This is a genomic window from Dactylosporangium sp. NPDC005572 (assembly GCF_040605515.1).
GTDB lineage: Bacteria > Actinomycetota > Actinomycetes > Mycobacteriales > Micromonosporaceae > Dactylosporangium.
Window position 1 is genome coordinate 1 of the sequence record NZ_JBEXCY010000047.1, and the last position, 22,434, is coordinate 22,434.

The following is a 22,434-nucleotide window of genomic DNA, read 5'->3' on the forward strand; positions in this document are numbered from 1 at the left end:
CGTCCGCAGCGGCTCGCCGAAGCGACCCGCAGAACTCGTCCGCGTCCCTGCCGGTGGATTACATTACCCGCTCCACCGCCAGGGTCCAAATCGAGGCCCCTGAGCCTGTTTCGGGCTTCCAGCAGGACAACTGCTCACGAAGCCCGCGGAGGCGAGGTCATCGCCAGGACGTCGAGGGCGGCGTCCAGCTGGGCGAGCGTGAGCTTGGCGCTGTCGACGTGGCCGCGGTCGATCACGACCTCGCGGATCGTGCGGTTCTCCTTCAGGGCCTGCTTGGCGATGGACGCGGCCTCTTCGTAACCCAGGTACTTGTTCAGCGGGGTGACGATCGACGGGGAGCCCTCGGCGTACGCCTTCAGAACCTCGACATTCGCGGTCAGGCCGACCACGCAGCGGGAGGCGAACAGGCGGGACACGTTCGACAGCAGACGGATCGACTCCAGCAGGTTGCGGGCGATCACCGGGAGCATCACGTTCAGTTCGAAGTCGCCCTGGGTGCCGGCGAACGCGACCGCGGCGTCGTTGCCGATCACCTGGGCGACCACCTGGCGTACCGCTTCCGGGATCACCGGGTTGACCTTCCCCGGCATGATCGACGAACCCGGCTGCAGGTCGGGGATGTGCAGTTCACGCAGGCCGGCGCGGGGGCCGGAGCCCATCCAGCGGATGTCGTTCGCAATCTTGTACAGGCCGGCGGCGATCGTGCGGAGGACGCCCGACGCCTCGACCAGGGCGTCGCGGGCACCCTGGGCCTCGAAGTGGTTGCGGGCCTCGGTCAGCGGCAGGCCGGTGTCCGCGGCCAAGCGGGCGATCACAGCGGGAGCGAAGCCGGGGGGCGTGTTGATGCCGGTGCCGACCGCGGTGCCGCCGAGCGGAAGTTCCGCGACTCTTGGCAGTACACCTGACACCCGATCGATGCCATAGGAGATCTGCGCGGCATAGCCCGCGAACTCCTGGCCGAGCGTCACCGGTGTGGCGTCCATCAGGTGCGTGCGGCCCGACTTCACGACCGTCCCGAATTCGGTGGCCTTCGATGCAAGGGTATCGACCAACACCTGCAACGCGGGCTGCAGGTCGTTGACCAGTGCATGCGCAGCGGCGACGTGGATCGATGTGGGGAAGACGTCGTTCGACGATTGCGAGGCATTGACGTGGTCGTTCGGGTGCACCGGGCGGCCCAGCGCGCGGGTCGCCAGGGTGGCGATCACCTCGTTCATGTTCATGTTCGACGAGGTGCCGGAGCCGGTCTGGAAGACGTCGATCGGGAAGTGGCCGTCGTGGGCGCCGGTGGCGACCTCGCCGGCCGCGGCGACGATCGCGTCGGCGACGTCGCGGTCCAGGACGCCGAGGTCGGCGTTGACGGCCGCGGCGGCGGCCTTGATGCGGGCCAGGGCCTGGATGTGGGCGCTCTCCAGCCGGCCGCCGGAGATCGGGAAGTTCTCCACGGCCCGCTGGGTCTGCGCACGCCAGAGCGCGTCGGCGGGGACGCGCACCTCACCCATCGTGTCGTGCTCGACGCGGAAGTTGTTCGGGCCACCGTCCGGCTCGGGCGAAAGTTCCATGTCGCCAATCGTGCTCCGGAAAGCGTCGTTCAGCGCGTCAAGGCGGACAAATCACGCGCTCCCAGTGACGTGAAGAGCGCCACTGCCTCGTCGGTCCGGCCCAGCCCGGCGAGGGCGCGGGCCTGCTCGTACCGGTCGCCGATCCGCGTCGCCTTGGCGAGGGCCTCGCGGTGCAGCGCACCGGCCTCCTCCTGCGCGCCGAGCGCCGACAGCGAGAACGCCAGGTCGTTCGCGGCCAGGCATTGACCGGACACGTCGGCGACCTGCTCCATCTGTTCGCGGGCGGCGCGCTGGCAGGCGATCGCGTCCTTGACCCGGCCGGCGATGCGGTGCGCGGTGCCAAGCTTCGACAGCGTCTCCGCGGCGCCGTACTGGTTGTACGAGTCCTGCTTGAGCAGCAGTGCCCGGCGCAGCAGGCCGGTGGCGACCTTGAGGTGGCCCAGGTGCAGGTGGACCAGGCCCAGCTCACCCATCATGATCGCGACCGGGCGGACCCCGCCGAGGCGCCGCGCGACGGCCATCCCGCGCCGGTTGGCGACCAGGGCCTGCGCGTAGTTGCCGGCCTGGGTGTGCACGACGCCGATCATGTTGTGCATCTTGAACTCGAGGCTCGCGGGCACCTCGTAGCCGGGATGGCGCCGCGGTACCTCGGAAGCGGCCTCGGCGGCAGCGATCGCCTCGGGGTACTGGCCCAGCTTGGTCAGCAGCATGGCCCGGTTCGTGAGCGCCGTCCCGACCAGCCGGGGCAGCCCGTCGCGCTCGGCGATCTCGACGACCAGCTGCAGCGTCGCGAGGGCGTCGGCGATGCGGCCCATCCGGAAGTACACGGCGGCCTGGTAGTTGCGCGACTCTGCCTCCAGCTCGCCGTCACCGAGCGCGACGGCGGCGGAGATCGCCCGTTCGTAGAGATCGAGCTGTGTCTCACCGAACCCGACGCCGAACAGGAACGGCGACACCGCGCGGGTCATGAGGCAGGTGTGCCGGTGCAGGCCGCAGTCGGCGGCGAGCCGCGCGACGGACAGCACGTTGGGCAGCTCCCGGTCGAGCCACCGCCGCGCGTCACCGAGCGTGGCGAAGTGCCGCGCGGTCGGTGGCGGCGGCCCGAGGCGCAGCACCGTCTTCGCGTCGGACAGCTCCATGAACCGCGTCGCGCTCACGACGCTGTGCAGGTAGTAGTCGAGCATGCGTTCGACGGCCGGCTTCGCGGCGGCGCCGGCGAGCTGCGCCGCGTAGTCCCGCAGCAGGTCGTGCAGCCGGTACCGCCCGGCCGCCGGCGCCTCGACCAGATGGACGTCGACCAGGTCCTCCAGCAGCGCCTCCGCCTCGGCCTCCGGCAGGCCGGCCAGGGCCGCCGCCGCGGACGGCTCGAAGTCCCCCGGCGGGTGCAGCCCGAGAAGAGCAAAAAGCTGCTGCAGCGGTACCGCCAGATGCTGGAACGACAGCGTGAACGCCGCGGCGACGGTGCGCCCGTCGACGGCGAGCTCGGGCAGGCGCCGGTCCGCGGTGCGCAGCCGGGCCACCAGGTCGGCGACGCTCCAGCTGGGCCGGTGCTGCAGCCGGGCGGCCGCGAGCCGGACCGCGAGCGGGAGCCGGCCGCACAGCTCGGCGACCTCGGCGGTGGACGCCGGGTCGGCGAACGCCCGCTCGCCGACCGTGCGCCGCAGCAGCTCGACCGCGTCCTCCAGGGACAGCACGTCGAGCGAGAGCGGATGGACGCCGTCGAGCCCGCCGAGCCGGCGCCGGCTGGTGATGATCACCGCGGTCTGCGTGCTGGCGGGCAGCAGCGGCAGCACCTGGGCGGTGTCGAGGGCGTTGTCGAGCAGGACGAGGACCTGCCGGTCGGCCAGCTCGGTGCGCCACAGCGTGGCCCGCTCGTCCAGGCTTTGCGGGACCCGCTCGACCGGTACCTCCAGCTGGCGCAGCAGCAGGCCGAGCGCCTCGCCGGGGTCCAGCGGCGTGCGGTCGCTGTGGCCGCGCAGGTCGAGGTACAGCTGGCCGTCGGGATAACCGTCGGACACGGCGTGGGCGGCCCGCACGGCCAGGGTGGTCTTGCCGGTGCCGGGCATCCCGTCGATGGCGAGCACGGCCTGGCGGCCGTCGCTGAGCGCGTCGACGATGCGCTGCACGGCGTCGGCCCGGCCGGCGAAGTCGGCGACGTCGCGGGGCAGGCAGCGGGCCGGCCGGCGGATGCCGCCCCGGGAGATGTGCGGCATGAGTAGCAGCGACACATCGCCGTTGAGGATGCGCCGGTGCAGCTCGACCAGCTCGGCGCCGGGCTCGATGCCCAGCTCGTCGTTGAGCAGCGCCCGCCCGCGCCGGAACACGGCGAGCGCGTCGGCGCGCCGGCCGGTGCGCGCGAGCGCGGTCATCATGTGGCCGCGGAACTGCTCGTTGAGCGGGAATCGCTCGATCAGGTCGGCCACCTCGGCGAGGATCTCCTCGGCGAGGTCGAGCTGGAGCTCGAGGTCGAGGCAGAACGCCATGGCGGCGGTCCACTGCTCGTCGAGGTGGGCGGCGGCTGCCCGGACCGTCTCGGAATCCACGTCGGCCAATGGCCGCCCGCGCCACAGGGCGAGCGCGGCCCGCAGCTCGTCGCGGGCGCCGGTGAGGTCACCCTCGGCGGCGCAGGCCCGCCCCCGCTCGACCCGGGCCGCGAACAGTGCGGCGTCGAGGTCCTCGGGCCCGACCTTTATGCGGTACCCCGCGGGCTCGGTGATGACGAGTTCCTCCGGCAGCCCGGCCCGGCGCAGGAGTTGGCGCAGCCGTGAGACGCAGCTGTGGACCTGGGCCCGCGCGGTCGGCGGCGGATGGGTGTCCCAGAGCGCGGTGATGACCTGTTGCACGGGGACGAGTTGCCCCTCGCGCAATAGCAGAAGGGCAAGCAGCACCCGTTCGCGGGGCGCAGCGACCGTGATTTCGGTAACCGGTGTGCGGATCTGCACCGGTCCCAAGATCGAAAACCTGGTCGAATTGCGCATAACCACCCTCTGTGCGGCCGCCGCCTCCCCTCGAAGCTGCACGCTGAACACCTGATGGTAGTCAGATGAGAGCGCCAGGAGAGCAAGGGCGGCGACCCTTTTTCACTGGAAGGCAAGCGCGTGCCGGAATGCGTCCAGGACTTGCTCAGAACCCCCGTCTTCTTACTCAGGCGGTGTGCAGTCATTACTCTCGGACGAACGGGGATGTTTCGGTCGCGCGCCCCTTTTTCGGGGTGAGGGGCCGCGCTCGCTGGCGTGTGCGGCCCCCGACCGGCCGCTTGGTCGAGAGGTTGCCGTCGCTGGCCTGTCGCTCACGGTGTGCGTACCTGATCTGGCCGCCCTGGATGCGGCCCCAACGCATGCGGCGCCGGTCGCCGCGGGCGGCATCCAGGAATGTCTGCTGGGCCTACCGGCGGACGTGCTGATCGTCCGCCTGCGCTGTCAGGTCTGAAGCTCGCGCTCGTACGCGGCGAGGGTGTCGACGAACAGCTTCCGCTCCTCCGGGGTGAGCGGCTCGAGCACCTTGCGCCAGGCGTGCGCGCCCCGGGACAGCCAGGCGTCGATGGCCGGGCGTCGACGTTCGGTGATGCTGACGATCGCTCGGCGGCGGTCGGCCGGGTCCTCGGCCCGCTCCACGACGTCGGCCCGGCTGAGCTCGGCGACCATGAGGCTCACCGTCGTCGGCGCGACCTCGAGGCGCCGGGCGAGTTCGTTGACGCCCAGCGGCCCGTCGAACAGCAGGTACGACAGCAACGACAGATGCCGCGGCGCGAGAGAGAGCGACTGCAGCTCGGCCGGCACCGGGATCCGCTTCGCCCGCCCCACCATGCGCGGCATGAGCAGCAACAACGTCCGCACCCCGTCGTCGACGCCCAGACCCGTTGACATGCCTTTGTCTCCAAAGTAATTTTGCTTGCAAAGCTAATGCGTCCTGCCTCCTGCATCGTAGGGAGTCGCATGCCCACGTCTGCCGATCGCTTGCGCGCGGCGGCTCGCCAGCTCGCCGACATCCACAACGGCCTACGCGCCGACCTCGACCGCCTTCGATCCGGGGAAGCACTCCCCGCCCGCCTGGCCGACCACTGCCTCGCCTTCTGCGCCGCGCTCACGGCCCACCACACCGGCGAGGACACCCTCGCCTTCCCGTACCTGGACGATGCGTCGCCGGACCTGAAGCCGACCCTGGACCGCCTCCGCCGCGAACACTCGGTGGTCGCCGACCGCATCCGCGAGCTGCGCGCGTTGTCGGCCGCCGACCCGCGCGCCCTCCGCGACCGCCTCGACACCCTGGCGGCCGAGCTCGACGAGCACTTCCGCTACGAGGAGGCCATGCTGATCCCGGCCATCGAGGCGCTGCCCTGATCGACGCCCCCACGATCAGCTCGCCGAGCGGACCGCGGCTCTCGGCACACCTTCCAACCTGACGCGGCGTCATGACGGGGCAGCACCCTATGTAGACATGCGATACAGTGCTCGCGTGCGAATGACCGTGACCACCGCGCAGGTCCTCGCGGCGCTGCTCGCCGACCCGGCGGCCGACCGCTATGGGCTGGAGCTCATGCAGGCCACCGGCCTGGCCAGCGGCACGCTGTATCCGATCCTGCACCGCCTCCAGGAGGCCGGCTGGGTGACCGCGCAGTGGGAGGACGTCGACCCGGCCGACGCCGGGCGGCCGGCGCGCCGCTTCTACCGGCTGACGCCCGACGGCGTCGAGCGGGCCCGCGACGCGCTGGCCGAACTGCACCGCCGCACGGCCGTCCCGCACCCCAACGGCACTGTGAGGCCGGCATGGTGACCGCGCGGCTGGCCGCGGCGCTGCTGCGCGTTGCGGCGCGGCGGTGGCCGGCGGCGATCCGCGCGGACCTGCACCGCGAGTGGGCGGCCGAGCTGCATGTGCTGGCCGAGAGCGGGCGGCCGTGGGCGATGCTGCGCTATTCCGGAAGCCTCGCCCTCGCCCGCCCGGCCCGCCAGCCGATGACCGCCGCGATGCGACTGCGCCAGCTGTGGCACGCCGTCCGGCTCGTGCTCGTCGCGCCCGTCGCCGGGTTCGCCCTGCTCGCCGTGAGCGTGGTGATCATGAATGTCGTGGTCAGCACGATTCCCTACGGAGACGGCGCGTTCGACCCGATGGACCTGCAGATGCCGATCGTCACCGGGCTCAGCGCGCTCTCGGCGCTGCTGCTCGCGAGGCTCGGCCGCCGGTGGAGCCTGCCCGACCGCCCGGCGACGCTCCTCGCCGCCGTGACCGTCCCGCCGCTGGTGATCTGCGTGCTGGTCTACGGCGTCACCAACAGCACCGACAAGATCAGGCTGCACGGCCCGGCCTACCTGCTGTACTTCGGCGGCCTCGCGCTCCTGCTGGCCTGGGCCGGGCACCGCGCCAGGGCGGGCCGGCGCCGTTCGGCACGCTGGCTCGCCATCGCCGGCGCGGTCGCGCTGGCCGACGTGGCGACGATGGTGCCGGTGCTCAACTCCCCGCAGTCCCCTGACCCGCTGGGTGCCCCGCTGTGGCTGTTCGTGGTGCTCACCGGCCAGAACCTGGGCATCCCAACCTGGCCGGATGCGTTCATGATCGGCGACGTCGCCGAGCTCGACCCGCTGTTCTACCTGGTGTTCACCGGCTTCGCCTTAGGCGCGGCGCTCGGCCAGAAGGTCGACGGAAGGCTCGGCAGACAGATCGGCGGCCAGGCTGGCGAACAGGTCAGCCGCCCGGCTGGCGGATAGGCCAGTCGCCCGGCCGGCGGATAGGCCAGTCGCCCGGCTGGCGAACAGGTCGGCGGCCAGGTCAAGCGCCAGCCTGCCGGACCGGCCGGCGGCCAGACTCGCGGACCGGTCAGCCGCCAGCCTGCCGGACCGGTCGGGCGGCCAGGTCAGCCGACGCGCCTGGCAGACCGATCGGGGGCCAGGCTGGCGAACAGGTCAGCCGCCAGCCTGGCGAACGGGTCATCGGCGGCCGGGTCAGCTCAGCGGTCAGGTCAGCGGCCAGGTCAGCCGCCGACCTGGCGAACAGGTCGGCGGGCCGGTCGGCACAGCGCTCGACCGGGACACTACCCACGGGCCGTCGGCAGACGGACCGTGACAATGAGGCCGCCGCCCTCGCGCGGCACCGCCTGCACGTCACCGCCGTGGGCGCGGGCCACCGAGCGGACGATCGACAGGCCCAGGCCGGAGCCCTTGGCGGTCACCAGGCGCTCGGGGCCCAGCCGGCGGAACGGCTCGAACAGGGCCGGGACGTCGTACGGCGGGACCACCGGGCCGCTGTTGCTGACCTCCAGCTCGACCACGCCACTCGAAGCCCCGCCGCCCGACGCCCCACCGGCCGGCGCCGCACCACCTGACGCGACCCGCCGGCTGACCACGTGGACCCAGCCGTCCGGGACGTTGTGGCGGACGGCGTTCTCGACGAGGTTGTGCACCAGGCGTTCCAGCAGCAGGGCGTCGCCCAGCGTCGGGGCGGCGCCCGGGTCCTCCGTCACGTCCACCAGGGCGTCGTCGGCCTCGTCCTTGGTCTGGGCCACCACGTGGCTGACCACGTCGGCCAGGTCGACCGGGGAGCGGTCGGCGATCTCGTGGTCCGCGCGGGCCAGCAGCAGCAGGCCCGAGATGAGGCGTTCGTGGCGGGCATTGATCTCCAGCAGGCTCTCGCCCAGCTGGATGACGTCCGGCGAAGCGGTGCGGCGGTGCATCGCCAGCTCCACCAGGGCGCGGTTCAGCGTCAGCGGGGTCCGCAGCTCGTGGGACGCGTTGGCGACGAAGCGGCGCTGGCCGGCGAAGGCGTGGTCCAGTCGCGCCACCATCCGGTCGAACGTGTCGGCCAGCTCCTTCACCTCGTCCGCCGGGCCGTGCAGGTCGATGCGCTGCTGCAGGCTGCGGTCCGTGGCCGGCGCGGCGGCGATGCGGCGGGCGGTGGCGGTCACCCGGTGCAGCGGGGCCAGCATGCGGCCGGCGACCAACCAGCCGGACGCGGCCGCGGCGGCGCCGACGAGGGCCAGCGCGATCGACCCCTGGGTGAGCATTGACTTCGTCGCCGCGTCCCGCAGGTCGGCCTGCTGGCGGCGCATCCAGTCCAGCGCGGCCTCGCCGGTCAGGGTCGTGCCGTCGCGCCTCATGATCATCATCTGTCGGTCCATGCCGGGCTCGTCCGGCATGTAGCCGCCGATCGAGTCGGTGAGCTGCTTGGTGAACAGCAGGTACGTGACGCCCAGCAGGGCCATCCCGGCGAGGAGGAACAGGCCGCCGTAGACGAGCGTCAAGCGGAGGCGCAGCGTGGGCCTCATGCGATCCGGTACCCGACACCCGGGCTGGTCTCGACGACCGGCGGGTCGCCGAGCTTGCGGCGCAGCTTCAGGATGGTCAGGCGCACCGCGCCGGTGAACGGGTCGACGTGCTCGTCCCAGGCCTTCTCCAGCAGGTGCTCGGCCGACACCACCGCGCCCTCGGCGCGCAGGAGCTCCGCCAGTACCGCGAACTCCTTCTTCGACAACGGGACATATCGCCCGTCGCGGGTCACCTCCCGCCGCGCCGGGTCCAGCGTGATGCCGGCCCGGCGCAGGACCGGCGGGATGAGCGGGCGGGAGCGGCGGCCGAGCGCGAGGACCCGGGCGGCCAGCTCGGGGAACGCGAACGGCTTGGTCAGGTAGTCGTCGGCGCCGATCGACAGCCCGGCGACCCGGTCGCCGATCTCGGCGGCGGCGGTCAGCATGAGCACCCGCGCCGCCGAGCCGGAGCCGACCACGGTCCGGCAGACGTCGTCGCCGTGGACGTGGGGCAGGTCGCGGTCGAGCACGACCACGTCGTAGTCGTTGACCCCGATGCGCTCGAGCGCGGCCGCGCCGTCGAGGGCCACGTCAACGGCGTGGGTCTCTTCGCGCAGCCATTCGGCGATCGCCTCGGCGAGCATCCGTTCGTCCTCCACCACCAGCACCCGCATCGCTCAAGACTGCCACCGGCGGTGTTTCCCCGGCGTTATCACCAGCACAAACGCTCCGGAAACGGGCCGCCGCGTTGCATGGGCGGCCGGACGAACCGACCGAAATAGGAGCGACCCCGATGCGACGACACCTGTATGCGGCGACGGCCCTGCTCGCCCTCGCGCTCACCATGGCGGGCTGCGGCGAAGAGGAGAAGCCAACGCCACAGGCCAGTGCCAGCGCCGACCCGAACGCGAAGGCGCTGAAGTTCGCCCAGTGCATGCGCGAGAACGGCGTCAACGTCCCCGACCCCGAGCCCGGCAAGGGCGTGATGATGAAGTTCGACGGCTCGGTCAGCCAGGAGCAGGTCCAGAAGGCCATGGAGGCGTGCCGCGAGTGGGCGCCGCAGGGCATGAACGGCGGCGGCGGAGGAGGAGACCCGCAACAGGAGGCGAAGATGCGCAAGTACTCCCAGTGCATGCGGGCGAACGGCGTCGAGGCGTTCCCCGACCCCGACGGCACCGGCATCCGCCTGGACAAGAGCGTCGCCGACGACCCGGACTTCAAGGCGGCGGAGCAGGCCTGCGCGAAGGAAATGCAGTGAGGCGGTCCGTCGCGATCACCGCCGGGGTGCTGGTCATCGCCGCCGGCACCGCGGCCCTCACCGCCGCGAACCGCGACACCGGACACGCCGGCCAGCCGCAGGCAATGCCGCCGGCCACCGCACAGATCACCCGGCAGACGCTGCAGGAGACGCTCGACGTCGACGGCGAGCTCGGCTACGGCCCGACGCTGACGGCGACCGCCCGCAGGCCCGGCACGGTCACCTGGCTGCCGGCGGCCGGCGCCGAGGTGACCGCGGGACATCCGCTCTACCGGCTGGACAACGCGGCCACGGTACTGCTGAGCGGCACCGTTCCGGCCTATCGCGCAATGTCGCCGGGCACCGAGGGCCCGGACGTCCAGCAGTTGGAGCAGAACCTGCGGGCGCTGGGCTACCAGGGCTTCACGGTCGACGACGAGTACACCGACGCTACCGCCGACGCCGTCGAACGCTGGCAGGAGGACCTCGGCCTGCCCGAAACGGGCGTCGTCGAGCTGGGAAGGGTCGTGTTCGCGTCCGGGACGGTGCGGGTCGACTCGCTGGAGGCCGAGGTCGGCCAGCCGGCGTCGCCGGGCCAGCGGCTCCTGACGTACACCGGAACCACCAAGGTCGTCACCGTCGACCTCGACGTCGACGACCGCGCCGTCGCCAAGCCCGGCGCCGCGGTGTCGGTCACGCTGCCGGGCGGCAAGCGCACCCCGGGCAAGGTCACCGAGGTGGCGACGGTCATCGAGCCGGGCCAGGGCAGCAACGCCGACCCGACGACCCGGATCGAGGCGCTGGTCGCCCTCGACGACCAGCAGGCGGCGGCCGACCTCGGGCTGGCGGCGGTCGACGTGACGTTCACCGCGGCGAAGCGCGAGAACGTGCTCACCGTGCCGGTCGCCGCCCTGGTGGCGATGGACGGCGGCGGCTTCGGCGTCGAGGTCGTCGACGGCGCCACGACCCGCCACGTGCCGGTCGAGACCGGCCTGTTCGCCGGCGGCCGGGTCGAGATCACGGGCCCCGGCCTGACCGAGGGCGCGACGGTCGGGATGCCCAAATGATCCTCCTGGAGAAGGTCTCCAAGTTGTACGGCGGGAGCGTCACGGCCCTCGACAGCGTCACGACCCACATCGAGCGCGGCGAGCTCGCGGCGATCGTCGGCCCCTCGGGCTCCGGGAAGTCGACGATGCTCAACATCGTCGGCACGCTCGACCGCCCGACGTCCGGCACCGTCCGCATCGACGGCCAGGACGTGGCCCGGCTCTCCGACCGGCGGCTGTCGGAGCTGCGGGCGACCCGCATCGGGTTCGTGTTCCAGCAGTTCCACCTCGCCGCCGGTACCAGCGCGCTGGACAACGTCGCCGACGGCCTGCTCTACACCGGGATGCGCCGCCCGGAGCGGCGCAGCAAGGCGGCTGAGGCGCTGGAGCGGGTCGGCCTCGCCCACCGCGTCGGCCACGACCCGCACGAGCTGTCGGGCGGCGAGAAGCAGCGGGTCGCCATCGCGCGGGCGGTGGCCGGGCGCCCGCCGCTGCTGCTCGCCGACGAGCCGACCGGCGCGCTCGACTCGCAGTCCGGCGCCGGGGTGATGGCGCTGCTGCGCGACCTGCACGCCGGCGGCACCACGGTCGTGGTCATCACCCACGACCGGGAGATCGCCGACAGCCTGCCGAGACAGATCCGGATGCGCGACGGCCGCATCGTGGAGGACACCGCGGCGGTGCTGCGATGAGCGCCCGGCTGAGCCCGGGCGACGTGGTCCGGGTCGGCGGCGTGGGCCTGCGCACCCGGCCGATGCGGGCGTTCCTGTCGGCGCTGGGCATCGCGATCGGCATCGCCGCGATGGTCGCCGTCGTCGGCATCTCGTCCTCGTCGGGCGCCGAGCTGGACCGTACGCTGTCGGCGCTGGGCACGAACCTGCTCACCGTCTCGCCGGGCCGCACCATCCTCGGCGAGGACGCGGAGCTGCCGCTGGAGTCGGAGGCGATGATCGCCCGGATCACGGCCGTCGAGGCGGTGTCGGCGATCGGCCGGGTCGATGCCAAGGTGTACCGCTCGGAGCACATCCCCGAGGCCCAGACCAACGGCATCGCCGCGTATGCGGCCCGGACGGACCTGCTCGCCATCACCGGCGCGGCACTGCGCGGCGGGACGTGGCTGAACCCGGCCACGGAGCGGTTCCCGTCGGTCGTGCTCGGCTCCGCGGCCGCCGAACGCCTCGGCATAGGCTCGGCGGGCGCCGACACCCAGGTGGTCATCGGCGGCGTCCGGTTCACGGTCATCGGCATTCTCGCCCCGGTGGCGCTGGCGTCGGAGTTGGACAGTGCCGCCCTCATGGGCTGGCCGGCGGCAACCCGCTGGCTCGACTTCGACGAGCACCCGACCACGGTCTACACCCGCTCGGTGGAGGCGCAGCTGTCGACGGTCCGCGACAAGCTGGCCGCGACGGCGAACCCGGAGGCGCCGAACGAGGTGGACGTGTCCCGCCCGTCCGACGCCCTGGCCGCGAAGCAGGCCACCAGCCAAGCCTTCGCCGGCCTCCTGCTCGGCGTCGGCGCGGTGGCCCTGCTGGTCGGCGGCGTCGGCGTGGCGAACACGATGGTGATCTCGGTCCTGGAGCGCCGCCCGGAGATCGGCCTGCGCCGCGCCCTCGGCGCGACGAGGGGCCAGATCCGCACCCAGTTCCTGGCCGAGTCGCTGCTGCTGTCCGCCCTGGGCGGCGCGGGCGGCGTCCTGCTCGGCGCCGCGGTCACGACCGGCTACGCCGCCTACAAGACCTGGCCGGTCGTGGTCCCACCGTGGGCCCTGGCCGGCGGCGTGGCGGCAACCCTGCTCATCGGCGCGGTCGCGGGCCTGTACCCGGCGGCCAAGGCGGCCCGCCTCTCCCCGACGGAGGCCCTCCAGACGCCGTGACGAGATGCGGGGAGGGCGGGCATCCGCCTTCCCCGTCAGGCCTGGACTTCCGCGCTCCGGCGGGATCCACGGCGGCCACTCTTGCGGGTTCGAGCTGGGGTGTCCGCAGCGCTCTTCTTCAACTGCGAGACTCGCTGCGGTGAGATGCCGAGCAACCGAGCAGCGTCCCGGCCGGTGATGCCGAGATCGGCGAGGCGACGGAGAGCCACGGCGGTCGCCGTCGCCGCCTCCCGGTCCGCTTCCTGGGCGACCTTCCGGGCTGCGAGCGCCGCGCTGAGCACATCCCCGGCGTCGGGCACCTCGGGCTGCAACGCCACGCCGAACGAACCGGGATCGACATCGAGGAACAACGCGATCGCGTCCCGGGCCATCGCCTCGGCGTCGCTCAGGCGCCGCACCTGCGTATGAACGCCCTTGAGCTCGGGCACGCTGATGGCCCACCAACCACCGGAAAGCCGGCAGACAGCGGTGTAGCCGGTCATCCTCGCCACCACCCATCTCCCAGTTGATCCTCAAGATTGCGCACGATCCCACGAAGCCAAACCGGATTCACTCGGATGAGTCAGGGAAGGCCTCTCGGTTCGTTATTTCACCTAGTACACTTAGCGCTGTGGAACGGGTCACGCAGCCTACGCTCGACGTTCTCGAGGCGCTGCTCGGTGCTGAGGGCTTTGAGCTGCACGGGTGGGCGATCATCAAGTCGACGCAGCGGTCCGGGCCTACCGTCTACAAGATTCTCGAGCGGCTGGCCGGGGGCGGCCTGCTCACCGAGCGCTGGGAAGAGCTCGGCGAGCAGGACAACCGCCCGCGGCGGCGGTTCTACAAGCTCACGCCCAACGGTGTTGCCCGGGCGCGGCAGGTGCTCCGGGAACGGCGACCCGAGCAGTGGCGGGAGGCGACCGCGTGAGCGCCGGCTGGGAGATCGCGGCCGGCTTCGCGCTCGGCCTGGTGGCCAACGAGCTCTGTGACGTCTCCCCCTGGCTGGCGCGACGGATCGTGCCGCTCGCGGCCCGCCTGTGGACGACCGACGAGGACCGCCGCGCGATCAACGCCGAAGCCTGGCTGGCGATCATCGACGAGCGCCCGGGCAAGCTGTTCAAGCTGACCACAGCCCTGGCCTTCCTCGGCGGCGGCACCGTGCGGGCCGGCCGCGGCTGGGTGTCCGACCGGGCCTTCGCCGCCTGGCTGAACCTCCGGCTCACCAGCGTGTGGGAGCTGGTCAGCTACGGCATGCTCGCCGCCAACCTGGTGACGATCCTCGTTGCCATGGTGACCGGCGCCGACGCCACGCTGATGGGCTCGTTCGCGACGCTGTTGATGTCGGCGGCGATGTGGACCCACCGGAAGGGCCGGCCGCACACCCTGGCCCGGCGTGCGGCCTTCCGCCAGGTCATGCAGTCCCGGGTAGCGGAAGCAGCGCCAGCGGCACGTGATGCTGGCCCGCGTGCATGTCCCGATCCCGCAGACTGCCCTGCGACACCGGACGCGGAAACGAGATCTTGACGACCCGCAGCTCCGGCAGCCGGAAGATCTGGACGCCCGAAGCCGCGACGCCGTAGAGGCGTGCGATGACCGACTCGTCCAGGAAGCCGGGGTCGGCGACCACCGCGTAGCCGGCGTCGTCGCGCGCGAACACCTCCATCGTGACCCAGAACGGGCCGGCGTTCTTCGACCGGACCTCCAGTGCCAGGTCGCCCACGGTACGGGCCATCAGTTCTCTCCAAGGTAGATGCGGAACAGGCTGGTGGGCGAGTCCACGTCGACGACGTGGTTGAGCACGAACTCGTACGCCGCGCCGCGCTCGATCTCGGCCGGGGACGTGGCGAACGCGAGGCTCGGCAGGTAGTCCATGTCCGGCGTGGGCAGGTGCAGCATGAGCGGGTTGGCGACCTTCGCGACAGCCGTGGCGGTCTGCTGGTCGGCCGCGCTGACCAGCAGCATCACGCCGACCTCGCGGGGCGGCCGGTCGGAAGGGTCGAGGTCGCCCAGGATCGCGTTGTGGCCGTAGAGGCGGATGTCGAAGGCGTACTCGTCGGTCGACAGGCCGAGGGTCCCGGAGACCCACTCGGTGATCATCTTCCGCAGGAGCGCGGCCCAGGTGGTGATCTGGCCGAGGATGTGCGGGTCGCGGATGGCGGTGAACGACATCGTCTCGTAGCCGGTGATCCGCGCGCCTTCGAGCTTGATGGTGTGCTGGTCGGCGAGCTCGAACCGGGAGCCCTCGACCCGCACGCGCCGGTCGTCCAGGGCCCGGTAGGTGGCGTCCGCGACCATGATGGTGCCCGCCGGTTCGCGCATCGAGAACGGATTGACGGTTTCGTACAGCATGTGCGCCGCGACGGACGTCGGCGTGCACGCGACGGTGGGGTCGAGCGGCTCGATCGTGAAGCCGGTGGCGTCGATGGTGGCCAGGACGCCGCCGGCGCGCGGGTTCGTCGTGCACTGCCCGCCACACTCGACGATCTTCGCGGCGTGCCAGGTCGGGCCGGCGGGCATGCCCAGCATGAGCGGGTAGGCGGCGGCGACGGCCGTGTCGGTGGCCCGGCCGGCCAGCACGACGTCGGCGCCGGCGGCCAGCGCCGACACGATCGGCTCGTGGCCCATCATCCCGACGATGTGCCGGCAGCTCTCCAGCGTCGCCGGGTCGAGCTCGCCGGCCGGCGGCAGCGGGTGCACCTGGCCGCGGCCGAGGTGCTCCTTGAGGTCGGCGGCCCGCTGCTCGCTGTAGATGGTGGCCACGCGCAGGTCGAGCCCCTCCTCGGCCAGGATGCCGCGGGTGATGCCCGCGACCCAGTCCACTCCGGAGTCGGTACCGCTGGTGCCGCACGACCCGACGACCAGCGGGATGCCGGCGGTCGCCGCCGCGCGCAGCAGCACCCGCAGGTCCCGGGCCACGGCAGCCGCCGCGGTCTTGGCGGTACCGGAGCCGAGGTAATAGGGGCCCGAGTCGGTGGAGCCGCCGTCGACGGCGATGACGTCCGCGCCGAGCTCCAGCCCGCGGGTCACGGTCTCCGGCGGGAACCCCCCGCCGAGCATGCCGGTCGGCACGAGGATGCGGACGGAGTCCCGGGGCGCGGTCATGGGCGAACCTCATTGTTGAGAAGGTGGGCGTTCACGGACGATCCGGGGCGGCCGGCGAGGGCTGCGACGAGCTCCCTCGCGCCGTCCAGGCCGGCGCTGCGGCGGGCCTCGGCGGTCTGCCCGGCCATGTGCGAGAAGACGGTGATGCCGTCGACGCCGCGCAGGACGCTGTCGGCCGGCAGCGGCTCGACGTCCACGACGTCGAGGGCCGCACCGGCGAGCCGTCCGCCGCGCACGGCGGCGGCGAGCGCGGCCTCGTCGACGATCTGCCCGCGGGCGGTGTTCACCAGGTACGCGCCCGGCTGCATCCGGGCGAGCGCGGCGGCGTCGATGAGGTGCCGTGTGCGGTCGGTCAGCGCGGTGTGCACGGACACGAAGTCGGCCGCGCCGAGCAGCTCGTCGAGCGGGACGAACCGGACCGGCACACCGGCCCGCAGCCCCTCCGGTACGCCGGTGGTGCACAGGACCGTCATGCCGAAGGCGGTCGCGAGCGGTGCCACCAGCCGGGCCGAGGCGCCCCAGCCGATCAGGCCGAGCGTCCGGCCGCGCAGCTCGTGGCCGTCCGCCCTGGGCCAGCGGCCGGCGGCGACCCCGGCGGCCATCGGCACCAGCCCGCGGGCCAGGGTGAGCAGCAGCGCGATCGTGTACTCGGCCACCGCGTTGGCGTTGACGCCGGGAAGGTTGCTCACGCTGATCCCGAGGCGGGTCGCGGCCGGGACGTCGACGGAGTCGTAGCCGACGCCGGTGCGCACGATGGCCCGCAGGCTCGACGCTGCCCGCAGTACACCTGCTGAGAATGGCTCATTGGCGATCAGCGCCCCCTGCACGCCGTCCAGGGCGGCGATCAGCTCCTCCTGGTGACGCGGCCCGCGCATCGGGTCGTGGCGGGTGGTGAAGCCCAGGCCGGTGAGGTAGGCGTCCACCTCGTCGCCGGGGGCGAGGTAGTCGGTGGTGATGAGGATGGTCGGCATCGCGCTCACTTCGGGTTCAGGAGTTGGCCGGGGCCGCTGAGGCCACGGCGGCGCGCCGTTGCAGGCGCCCGAGCCGCACGACGACGAGGACGGCAAGCGTGGCGAGCACCGCGACATCGAGCAGCATCCCTCTCCAGCCGGTGAGGTCGACGACGACGCCGATCAATGCCGGGCCGCCGAAGCCGCCGAGGTACCAGGTGACCGCGTACAGGCCGGTGTAGGTGCCGAGCACCCGGCTCGACGGCGCCAGGTTCCACAGCGCAACCACCGCGTTGATCGTGAAGGCGGCCGCGCCGATCGCGGCGACGCAGAACACGACGACCGTCCCGGCGGCGCTCTGCACGAACGTCCCGGCCGCCAGCGCCGCGGCGAAGATCGCCATGCCGGCGCCCATCGTCCGCAGCCGCCCGAACCGCTCGGCGCACAGTGCCGCCGGGTAGGCGGCGAGCAGGTACGCCACGCCGCTGGGCAGCGTGAGCCCACCGGCGTCACCGCGGGAAAGACCCAGAGCCTCCATCCCGTACGGCGTGATGAGCGAACGGGAGGCGAACCACGCGCCGCCGAAGAGCAGGACCGACAGGAGCAGGAGCAGCCTGCGGCGGTCGGGGTCCCGGATCAGCTCGATCAGCACCTGCCGGAACGGGACCTTCGCCTCGGCGGTCGTCTCCTCCTCGACCAGCGCCGCCTGGTACGCCGGCGACTGGTTGTCACGCACCTTCGCGATCAGTACCGCGGTCGTCAGCAGCAGGATCACCGAGGGGATCACGAACGCGGCCCGCGGGTGCTCGTCCACGACGAGCAGGCTGATCAGCGACGCCATGATGATGGTCAGCGAGGTCGCGATCTTCACGATCGCGTTCGCCCGGCTCCGCCGCTCCGGGGCAATGAAGTCCGGCACCATCGACTCGGTCAGCGGCCGGGTGGTGTTGGCGAGCAGCGCGTAGAGGAACATGACCGCGACCAGCGCGGCCAGCGACGTGGCCCAGGGCAGGAACACGAAGACCACCGCGGCGAGCGGCATGCCCACCGCGAGGTACGGCATGCGGCGGCCCCACCGGGTCCGGGTGTTGTCCGACCGGTTGCCGATCCAGGGCTGCACGAAGATGCCCAGCAGGTTGTCCATGCCCATGAGCAGGCCGACCAGCCCGGCGCTGGCCACCTGCTCGCGCAGCAGGACCGGGACCTGGTTGTCGTAGAAGTTCCAGGCCGACTCCTGCGCGAAGATCGCGAGCGCGACGAAGAACGTGATCTTCCGGGTGGACACCGCGTCGTTGCGGACTAGCGGATCCGCCATACCCATGCCCTCCTCCTCGGGGTGTGTGCGGCGTCACGTTAATTTGCTATAGCAAACGTGTCAACGGTTGCATCTTCGCTAACGATCGCATGAGGTAGGGTGCGGAGCATGCCAGTCACCGAGACGCTCGCCGATCAGGCGTACCGTCAGATCCGCATCGCCATCGCCGACGGCGAGCTCCGGCCGGGCGAGAAGGTCACCGAACGCGGCATGGCCGAGCGGCTCGCGATCAGCCCGACCCCGGTCCGCGAGGCGCTGCGCCGCCTGGAGCTCGACGGGCTCATCGAGCGGCTCGGCCCGCGGACGGTGCTGGTCGCCGCGATCCGCGACGCCGCCATCGACGACCTCGCGGAGGTTGAGGTCGGCCTGCGCGGCCTGGTCGCGCGGTTCGCCGCCCGGCACGCCACCGCCGACCAGCTCGACGCGCTGGACGCGATCCTCGACCGGGCCGACGACCTGCTGATCCTGCTCAAGGAGCGCCGCCGCCAGGGCCAGCCGACCGACCGGCACCTCACCGAGCTGCTCGACACCATGCAGGAGTTCAACGACGCCGTCGACGCCTGCGCGCACAACCCGGTCCTGGTGCGCATGCTCGACCAGAGCCGGGTGTTCTCCCGCCCGCGGCGCCGGGAGCTGCTGCTCCAGCGCGTGGCGGAGGACGACACGTTCGGCCTGGAGCGGTACACCAGCCACCGCGCCCTGGTCCGCGCGCTGCGCGCCGGCGACTCCGCGACCGCCGAGCGCATCGCGCTCGAGGACTCCCAGGGCGGCCTCGCCGCGCTCCGAGAGGGGCGGTGACGGTGGTGACCGCGCATCGCATCGCCGTCATCCCGGGCGACGGCATCGGCAAGGAGGTCGTCCCGGCCGGCCTGGAGGCGCTGCGGGCCACCGCCGACCGCTTCGACCTGCGCCTCGAGTTCGACGAGTTCGACTTCGCCAGCGCCGACTACTGGCTCAAGCACGGCAGGATGCTCCCGCCCGACTGGGAATCGACGCTGCGTGCCTACGACGCGATCTACTTCGGCGCGGTCGGCTGGCCGTCGGTCGTCCCCGACCACGTGTCGTTGTGGGGCAGCCTGCTGCAGTTCCGCCGCACGTTCGACCAGTACGTGAACCTGCGCCCCTGCCGCCTGATGCCCGGCGTCCGCAGCCCGCTGGCCGGCCGCTCACCCGGTGACATCGACTTCGTCGTGGTCCGCGAGAACACCGAGGGCGAGTACTCCAGCGTGGGCGGCCGCATCTTCGAGGGCACTCTTCGCGAGACGGTGCTCCAGGAAACGATCATGACCCGGGTCGGCGTCGACCGGGTCCTCCGCTTCGCCTTCGACCTGGCGGCCCGCCGCCCGAAGCAGCACCTGACGTCGGCGACGAAGAGCAACGGCATCTCGATCTCGATGCCGTACTGGGACGAGCGCGCGGCCGCGATGGCTGCGCAGTTCCCGGCCGTCCGCCTCGACAAGTTCCACATCGACGCGCTGGCGGCGCAGTTCGTGCTGCACCCCGAGTGGTTCGACGTGGTGGTAGCCAGCAACCTCTTCGGCGACATCCTCTCCGACCTGGGCCCGGCCTGCACCGGCACGCTGGGCATCGCCCCGAGCGCAAACATCAACCCGGACCGCGACCACCCGAGCCTGTTCGAGCCGGTGCACGGCTCGGCTCCCGACATCGCCGGCAAGGGCATCGCCAACCCGGTGGGCCAGATCTGGTGCGGCTCGATGATGCTGGACCACCTCGGCCATCCGGAGGCTGCGGTGCACCTGCTCGGCGCGATCGAGGACGTCCTGGCCGAGGGCCCACAGGGTGCGCCGCTGACCCCCGACCTGCACGGCAAGGGCACGACGGCCGAACTGGGCCGAGCAATCGCCGAGCGGGTCCGCGACCGCTAGCGCGGCGCCTCAGCGGCGGTGGTAGGCCTTGTTGGCGATGCGCCAGCTGCCGTCGACGTGGACCAGCAGGAAGATGTCGGTGAAGGTGTCCGCGCCGTGCCAGAGCGTCATGGTCGCGGTCGCGACGGTGCCGTGCACGTCGATGGCGTCGATGCGGCGGGAGCGGGTCGGCTCGTCCGGGGCCGGGTGACCCTGGAAGAGCGCGCAGTAGTCGTCCAGGCGCCATGAGGTGAACGCGCCGTCCCGGACTCCCTCGATGTGGGCGGTGGGCAGGAACGCGTCGCGGAAGTGGGCGGAGTCGCCGGTGGCGTGTCCGCGGATGTAGGCGCGGAGCGGTTCGAGCACGGCGTCACCCACGGCGGGAACCGTGGCGGCGACGGCAATGTCGGCCTCCGGGTCGGCAGGAGTATCGGCCAGGTCGGCCGCGCTGCGCAGGGGGACGTTCGACGCGGCGGTCAGCAGTGCCATGTCCTTGGCCAGCGCGCCGATCGTGAACTCGGCCCTGTCAAAAGCCGGCCGGCCGGCGAGGAAGGATCGCTTGCGGGCGACGAGGCCGCCGAGCTGGCCCAGTTCGAGGACGTCCAGCACCTGGTCACGGGGCAGGCCCAAGGCGTCGGCCTGGCGCAGTGCGTCGCGCACCGTGAGGACGGCGCCGGCGAGGCTGAGGTTGGCGACCAGCTTGAGCGCGGCGGCGGTGGAGGCATCGTCGACGCGGTGCACGGTGCCGAGCGCCTCCAGCACCGGCCGGACCCGGTCGAGCGCCTCCTGGTCGGCGGCGGCGAGCAGCTGCAGGGCGCCGGCGGCGACAGCCGGCACGGAGCCGAGCACGGGCGCGTGGACGTAGGCCGGGCCGAGCTGCCGGGCCAGCCCCGCCGCCTCGGCGGGGGCGATGGTGCTGGTGTTCACCACGATCGCGTCCGGTCGCAGCGAGCCGCGGACCTGGTCGACCACCTGCCGGCAGGCCTGGCCGTCGAACAGCGCCAGGAGCGTGACGTCGGCCTTCGCCACCGCGTCTTTCGGGTCGACGGTCGTCTCGACAGCGCCTGCCGTGCGCCCGGAGCGGGTCCAACCGACGACGCTCCAGTCGTAGTCGGCGAGTCGTGTCGCGATCGCGGCGCCCATGCGACCCAGGCCGAGGACGGCGATCGTGTGCGGTGTGGTCATGCGTCCCAGCCTGCGGCGTCGCGACACTTGCGACAAGCGCAGATCTTGCAGGTCAGCCCTGCGAGATGCGCATACTTGGGCATGGACTTGACCGTGTGGCGGGCGTTCGTGACGGTGTGCCGGCTCGGGTCGCTGGCGGCGGCCGCCGCCGAGCTCGGGCACACCCAGTCGGCGGTCTCCCGCCAGGTTGGCGGACTGGAGCGCCAGCTCGGCGTGCCGCTGCTGCAGCGGCATGCCCGCGGCGTGCGTCCGACACCGGCCGGTGAGGTGTTCCGGCACCATGCCCTGGCCGCGCTCAACGAGGCCGACCGCGCCGTTCGCGCCGTACGGGACGTTCGTGACGGGACGTTCCGCCGGCCGTTGACCGTCGGCGCGACGCCGTCGCTGGCCGCCGGGATCGTGCCCGCCGCGATCCGCCGCCTCATCGACACGACCGGACCCGTCCGGTGGAGCCTGCTGCCCGAGCTGAGCGCACAACTGCACGACCGCGTGATCGCCGGCGACCTCGACGTCGCCGTCGTCACCGACGCGCCACCGGGGCTGCCCAACGACCCGCGGCTCGAACGACGGTTCCTGGGGATCGACGAGATGGTCGTCGCGCTGCCCGTCGACCACCCGCAGGCCGAGCAGAGCCCGGTCCGCATTCAGGCCCTGGCCGACCAGACCTGGGTCGAGGACAACGACGGCTCGGCGGCGCTGCTGCGCCAGCACGCCGCCCGCGCCGGAGTCACCGCCCGCATCGACCTCACCGCCGCCGATCTGCTCGGCAAGGTCGCCCTGGTCGCCACCGGCCACGCCATCGCGCTCATACCCGGGGTGCTGACGTCCGCACTGCGGACCGACGTCACCACGGTGGCCCTCGTCGATCCCCCGACCCGCGGCATCTACACGATCACGCCACGGCGCGACCCACACCCGTCCGTGACGCCGCTGCTCGACCACCTCACGGCAGCCCTCGGCCCGGTCCGTCCCGCCGAAGCCGCGCCCCGGCTCCACGAAAATGGTCGCGACAGCTCGGCAGGGCCGCTGTTAGCGTGATCGCAGCAGCTCCCGGTGTGCAGGCTCGACGGTTCCTTCTGGTAACCC

Annotated in this window: 23 protein-coding genes; 12 read left to right on the top strand and 11 right to left on the bottom strand. The window is 72.3% G+C overall.

Annotated elements, in window-relative coordinates; genetic code table 11:
• Window positions 1-134 precede the first annotated feature (134 nt).
• The 3 genes from ABZS66_RS23075 to ABZS66_RS23085 form a co-directional block, all read right to left on the bottom strand.
• Complete coding sequence (locus ABZS66_RS23075; protein ID WP_354760798.1) at window positions 135-1,562, bottom strand: class II fumarate hydratase; 1,428 nt, start codon at window positions 1,560-1,562, stop codon at window positions 135-137.
• 29 nt (window positions 1,563-1,591) lie between these two features.
• A complete protein-coding gene (locus tag ABZS66_RS23080; RefSeq protein WP_354760800.1) occupies window positions 1,592-4,540 on the bottom strand; it encodes a BTAD domain-containing putative transcriptional regulator in 2,949 nt (982 codons plus the stop codon).
• A 441-nt stretch (window positions 4,541-4,981) separates the two neighbouring features.
• Entirely contained in the window at window positions 4,982-5,428 is a 447-nt protein-coding gene (locus ABZS66_RS23085; RefSeq protein WP_354760802.1) for a MarR family winged helix-turn-helix transcriptional regulator, read from the bottom strand.
• 69 nt (window positions 5,429-5,497) lie between these two features.
• Between ABZS66_RS23085 and ABZS66_RS23090 the strand changes: the two genes are divergently transcribed.
• From ABZS66_RS23090 to ABZS66_RS23100, 3 genes are all read left to right on the top strand, one after another.
• Window positions 5,498-5,902 (top strand): hemerythrin domain-containing protein, encoded by a 405-nt coding sequence (locus tag ABZS66_RS23090; RefSeq protein ID WP_354760804.1) that lies wholly within the window; start codon window positions 5,498-5,500, stop codon window positions 5,900-5,902.
• Window positions 5,903-6,017: 115 nt separating this feature from the next.
• Window positions 6,018-6,335 (top strand): PadR family transcriptional regulator, encoded by a 318-nt coding sequence (locus ABZS66_RS23095; protein WP_354760806.1) that lies wholly within the window; start codon window positions 6,018-6,020, stop codon window positions 6,333-6,335.
• On the top strand, window positions 6,329-7,264 hold the full coding sequence (locus tag ABZS66_RS23100; protein WP_354760808.1) for a hypothetical protein: 936 nt from the start codon (window positions 6,329-6,331) through the stop codon (window positions 7,262-7,264). The genes ABZS66_RS23095 and ABZS66_RS23100 overlap by 7 nt, the downstream gene beginning before the upstream one ends.
• A 323-nt stretch (window positions 7,265-7,587) precedes the next feature.
• Here the strand turns inward: ABZS66_RS23100 and ABZS66_RS23105 are convergent, their stop codons facing one another.
• Both ABZS66_RS23105 and ABZS66_RS23110 read right to left on the bottom strand, forming a co-directional pair.
• Window positions 7,588-8,817 (bottom strand): HAMP domain-containing sensor histidine kinase, encoded by a 1,230-nt coding sequence (locus ABZS66_RS23105; RefSeq protein WP_354760810.1) that lies wholly within the window; start codon window positions 8,815-8,817, stop codon window positions 7,588-7,590.
• Window positions 8,814-9,470: a response regulator transcription factor gene (locus ABZS66_RS23110; protein ID WP_354760812.1), complete on the bottom strand. Its 657-nt coding sequence runs from the start codon at window positions 9,468-9,470 to the stop codon at window positions 8,814-8,816. The genes ABZS66_RS23105 and ABZS66_RS23110 overlap by 4 nt, the downstream gene beginning before the upstream one ends.
• A 119-nt stretch (window positions 9,471-9,589) precedes the next feature.
• Between ABZS66_RS23110 and ABZS66_RS23115 the strand changes: the two genes are divergently transcribed.
• The 4 genes from ABZS66_RS23115 to ABZS66_RS23130 are packed head-to-tail and all read left to right on the top strand — an operon-like array spanning window position 9,590 to window position 12,952.
• Window positions 9,590-10,054, top strand: coding sequence for a hypothetical protein (locus tag ABZS66_RS23115; protein ID WP_354760814.1), 465 nt, complete (start codon window positions 9,590-9,592; stop codon window positions 10,052-10,054).
• The gene (locus tag ABZS66_RS23120; RefSeq protein ID WP_354760816.1) at window positions 10,051-11,100 is read left to right on the top strand and encodes a peptidoglycan-binding domain-containing protein; all 1,050 of its coding nucleotides are present in this window, start codon (window positions 10,051-10,053) and stop codon (window positions 11,098-11,100) included. Before ABZS66_RS23115 ends, ABZS66_RS23120 begins: the two co-directional genes overlap by 4 nt.
• Window positions 11,097-11,771 (top strand): ABC transporter ATP-binding protein, encoded by a 675-nt coding sequence (locus ABZS66_RS23125; protein WP_354760818.1) that lies wholly within the window; start codon window positions 11,097-11,099, stop codon window positions 11,769-11,771. Before ABZS66_RS23120 ends, ABZS66_RS23125 begins: the two co-directional genes overlap by 4 nt.
• Window positions 11,768-12,952 (top strand): ABC transporter permease, encoded by a 1,185-nt coding sequence (locus tag ABZS66_RS23130; protein ID WP_354760820.1) that lies wholly within the window; start codon window positions 11,768-11,770, stop codon window positions 12,950-12,952. The genes ABZS66_RS23125 and ABZS66_RS23130 overlap by 4 nt, the downstream gene beginning before the upstream one ends.
• Window positions 12,953-12,987: 35 nt before the next feature.
• Here the strand turns inward: ABZS66_RS23130 and ABZS66_RS23135 are convergent, their stop codons facing one another.
• Window positions 12,988-13,434 carry a type II toxin-antitoxin system HicB family antitoxin gene (locus tag ABZS66_RS23135; protein ID WP_354760822.1) on the bottom strand — a complete coding sequence of 149 codons (447 nt, stop codon included), beginning with the start codon at window positions 13,432-13,434 and terminating at the stop codon, window positions 12,988-12,990.
• A gap of 128 nt (window positions 13,435-13,562) precedes the next feature.
• On the opposite strand from ABZS66_RS23135, the gene ABZS66_RS23140 reads away from it, so the two are divergent.
• A complete protein-coding gene (locus ABZS66_RS23140; protein ID WP_354760824.1) occupies window positions 13,563-13,859 on the top strand; it encodes a PadR family transcriptional regulator in 297 nt (98 codons plus the stop codon).
• Window positions 13,856-14,455, top strand: a complete 600-nt coding sequence (locus ABZS66_RS23145; RefSeq protein WP_354760826.1) for a hypothetical protein — start codon at window positions 13,856-13,858, stop codon at window positions 14,453-14,455. Before ABZS66_RS23140 ends, ABZS66_RS23145 begins: the two co-directional genes overlap by 4 nt.
• Here ABZS66_RS23145 and ABZS66_RS23150 read toward each other — a convergent pair.
• Genes ABZS66_RS23150 through ABZS66_RS23165 form a run of 4 tightly spaced genes read right to left on the bottom strand, consistent with a single transcriptional unit; the run spans window position 14,343 to window position 18,304 of the window.
• A complete protein-coding gene (locus tag ABZS66_RS23150; protein WP_354760828.1) occupies window positions 14,343-14,663 on the bottom strand; it encodes a DUF4387 domain-containing protein in 321 nt (106 codons plus the stop codon). The genes ABZS66_RS23145 and ABZS66_RS23150 overlap by 113 nt on opposite strands.
• Complete coding sequence (locus tag ABZS66_RS23155) at window positions 14,663-16,033, bottom strand: acyclic terpene utilization AtuA family protein (RefSeq protein WP_354760830.1); 1,371 nt, start codon at window positions 16,031-16,033, stop codon at window positions 14,663-14,665. Before ABZS66_RS23155 ends, ABZS66_RS23150 begins: the two co-directional genes overlap by 1 nt.
• Window positions 16,030-17,004 (bottom strand): phosphoglycerate dehydrogenase, encoded by a 975-nt coding sequence (locus ABZS66_RS23160; RefSeq protein WP_354760832.1) that lies wholly within the window; start codon window positions 17,002-17,004, stop codon window positions 16,030-16,032. Before ABZS66_RS23160 ends, ABZS66_RS23155 begins: the two co-directional genes overlap by 4 nt.
• A 16-nt stretch (window positions 17,005-17,020) precedes the next feature.
• Window positions 17,021-18,304, bottom strand: coding sequence for an MFS transporter (locus ABZS66_RS23165; RefSeq protein ID WP_354760834.1), 1,284 nt, complete (start codon window positions 18,302-18,304; stop codon window positions 17,021-17,023).
• 102 nt (window positions 18,305-18,406) lie between these two features.
• Between ABZS66_RS23165 and ABZS66_RS23170 the strand changes: the two genes are divergently transcribed.
• The gene (locus ABZS66_RS23170; RefSeq protein WP_354760836.1) at window positions 18,407-19,096 is read left to right on the top strand and encodes a GntR family transcriptional regulator; all 690 of its coding nucleotides are present in this window, start codon (window positions 18,407-18,409) and stop codon (window positions 19,094-19,096) included.
• 5 nt (window positions 19,097-19,101) lie between these two features.
• Window positions 19,102-20,184 carry a tartrate dehydrogenase gene (locus ABZS66_RS23175; protein ID WP_354760838.1) on the top strand — a complete coding sequence of 361 codons (1,083 nt, stop codon included), beginning with the start codon at window positions 19,102-19,104 and terminating at the stop codon, window positions 20,182-20,184.
• A 9-nt stretch (window positions 20,185-20,193) separates the two neighbouring features.
• On the opposite strand, the gene ABZS66_RS23180 is transcribed toward ABZS66_RS23175, so the two are convergent.
• Window positions 20,194-21,510 (bottom strand): nuclear transport factor 2 family protein, encoded by a 1,317-nt coding sequence (locus ABZS66_RS23180; protein ID WP_354760840.1) that lies wholly within the window; start codon window positions 21,508-21,510, stop codon window positions 20,194-20,196.
• Between ABZS66_RS23180 and ABZS66_RS23185 the strand changes: the two genes are divergently transcribed.
• Window positions 21,430-22,386: a LysR family transcriptional regulator gene (locus tag ABZS66_RS23185; protein ID WP_354760842.1), complete on the top strand. Its 957-nt coding sequence runs from the start codon at window positions 21,430-21,432 to the stop codon at window positions 22,384-22,386. The genes ABZS66_RS23180 and ABZS66_RS23185 overlap by 81 nt on opposite strands.
• Window positions 22,387-22,434 lie beyond the last annotated feature (48 nt).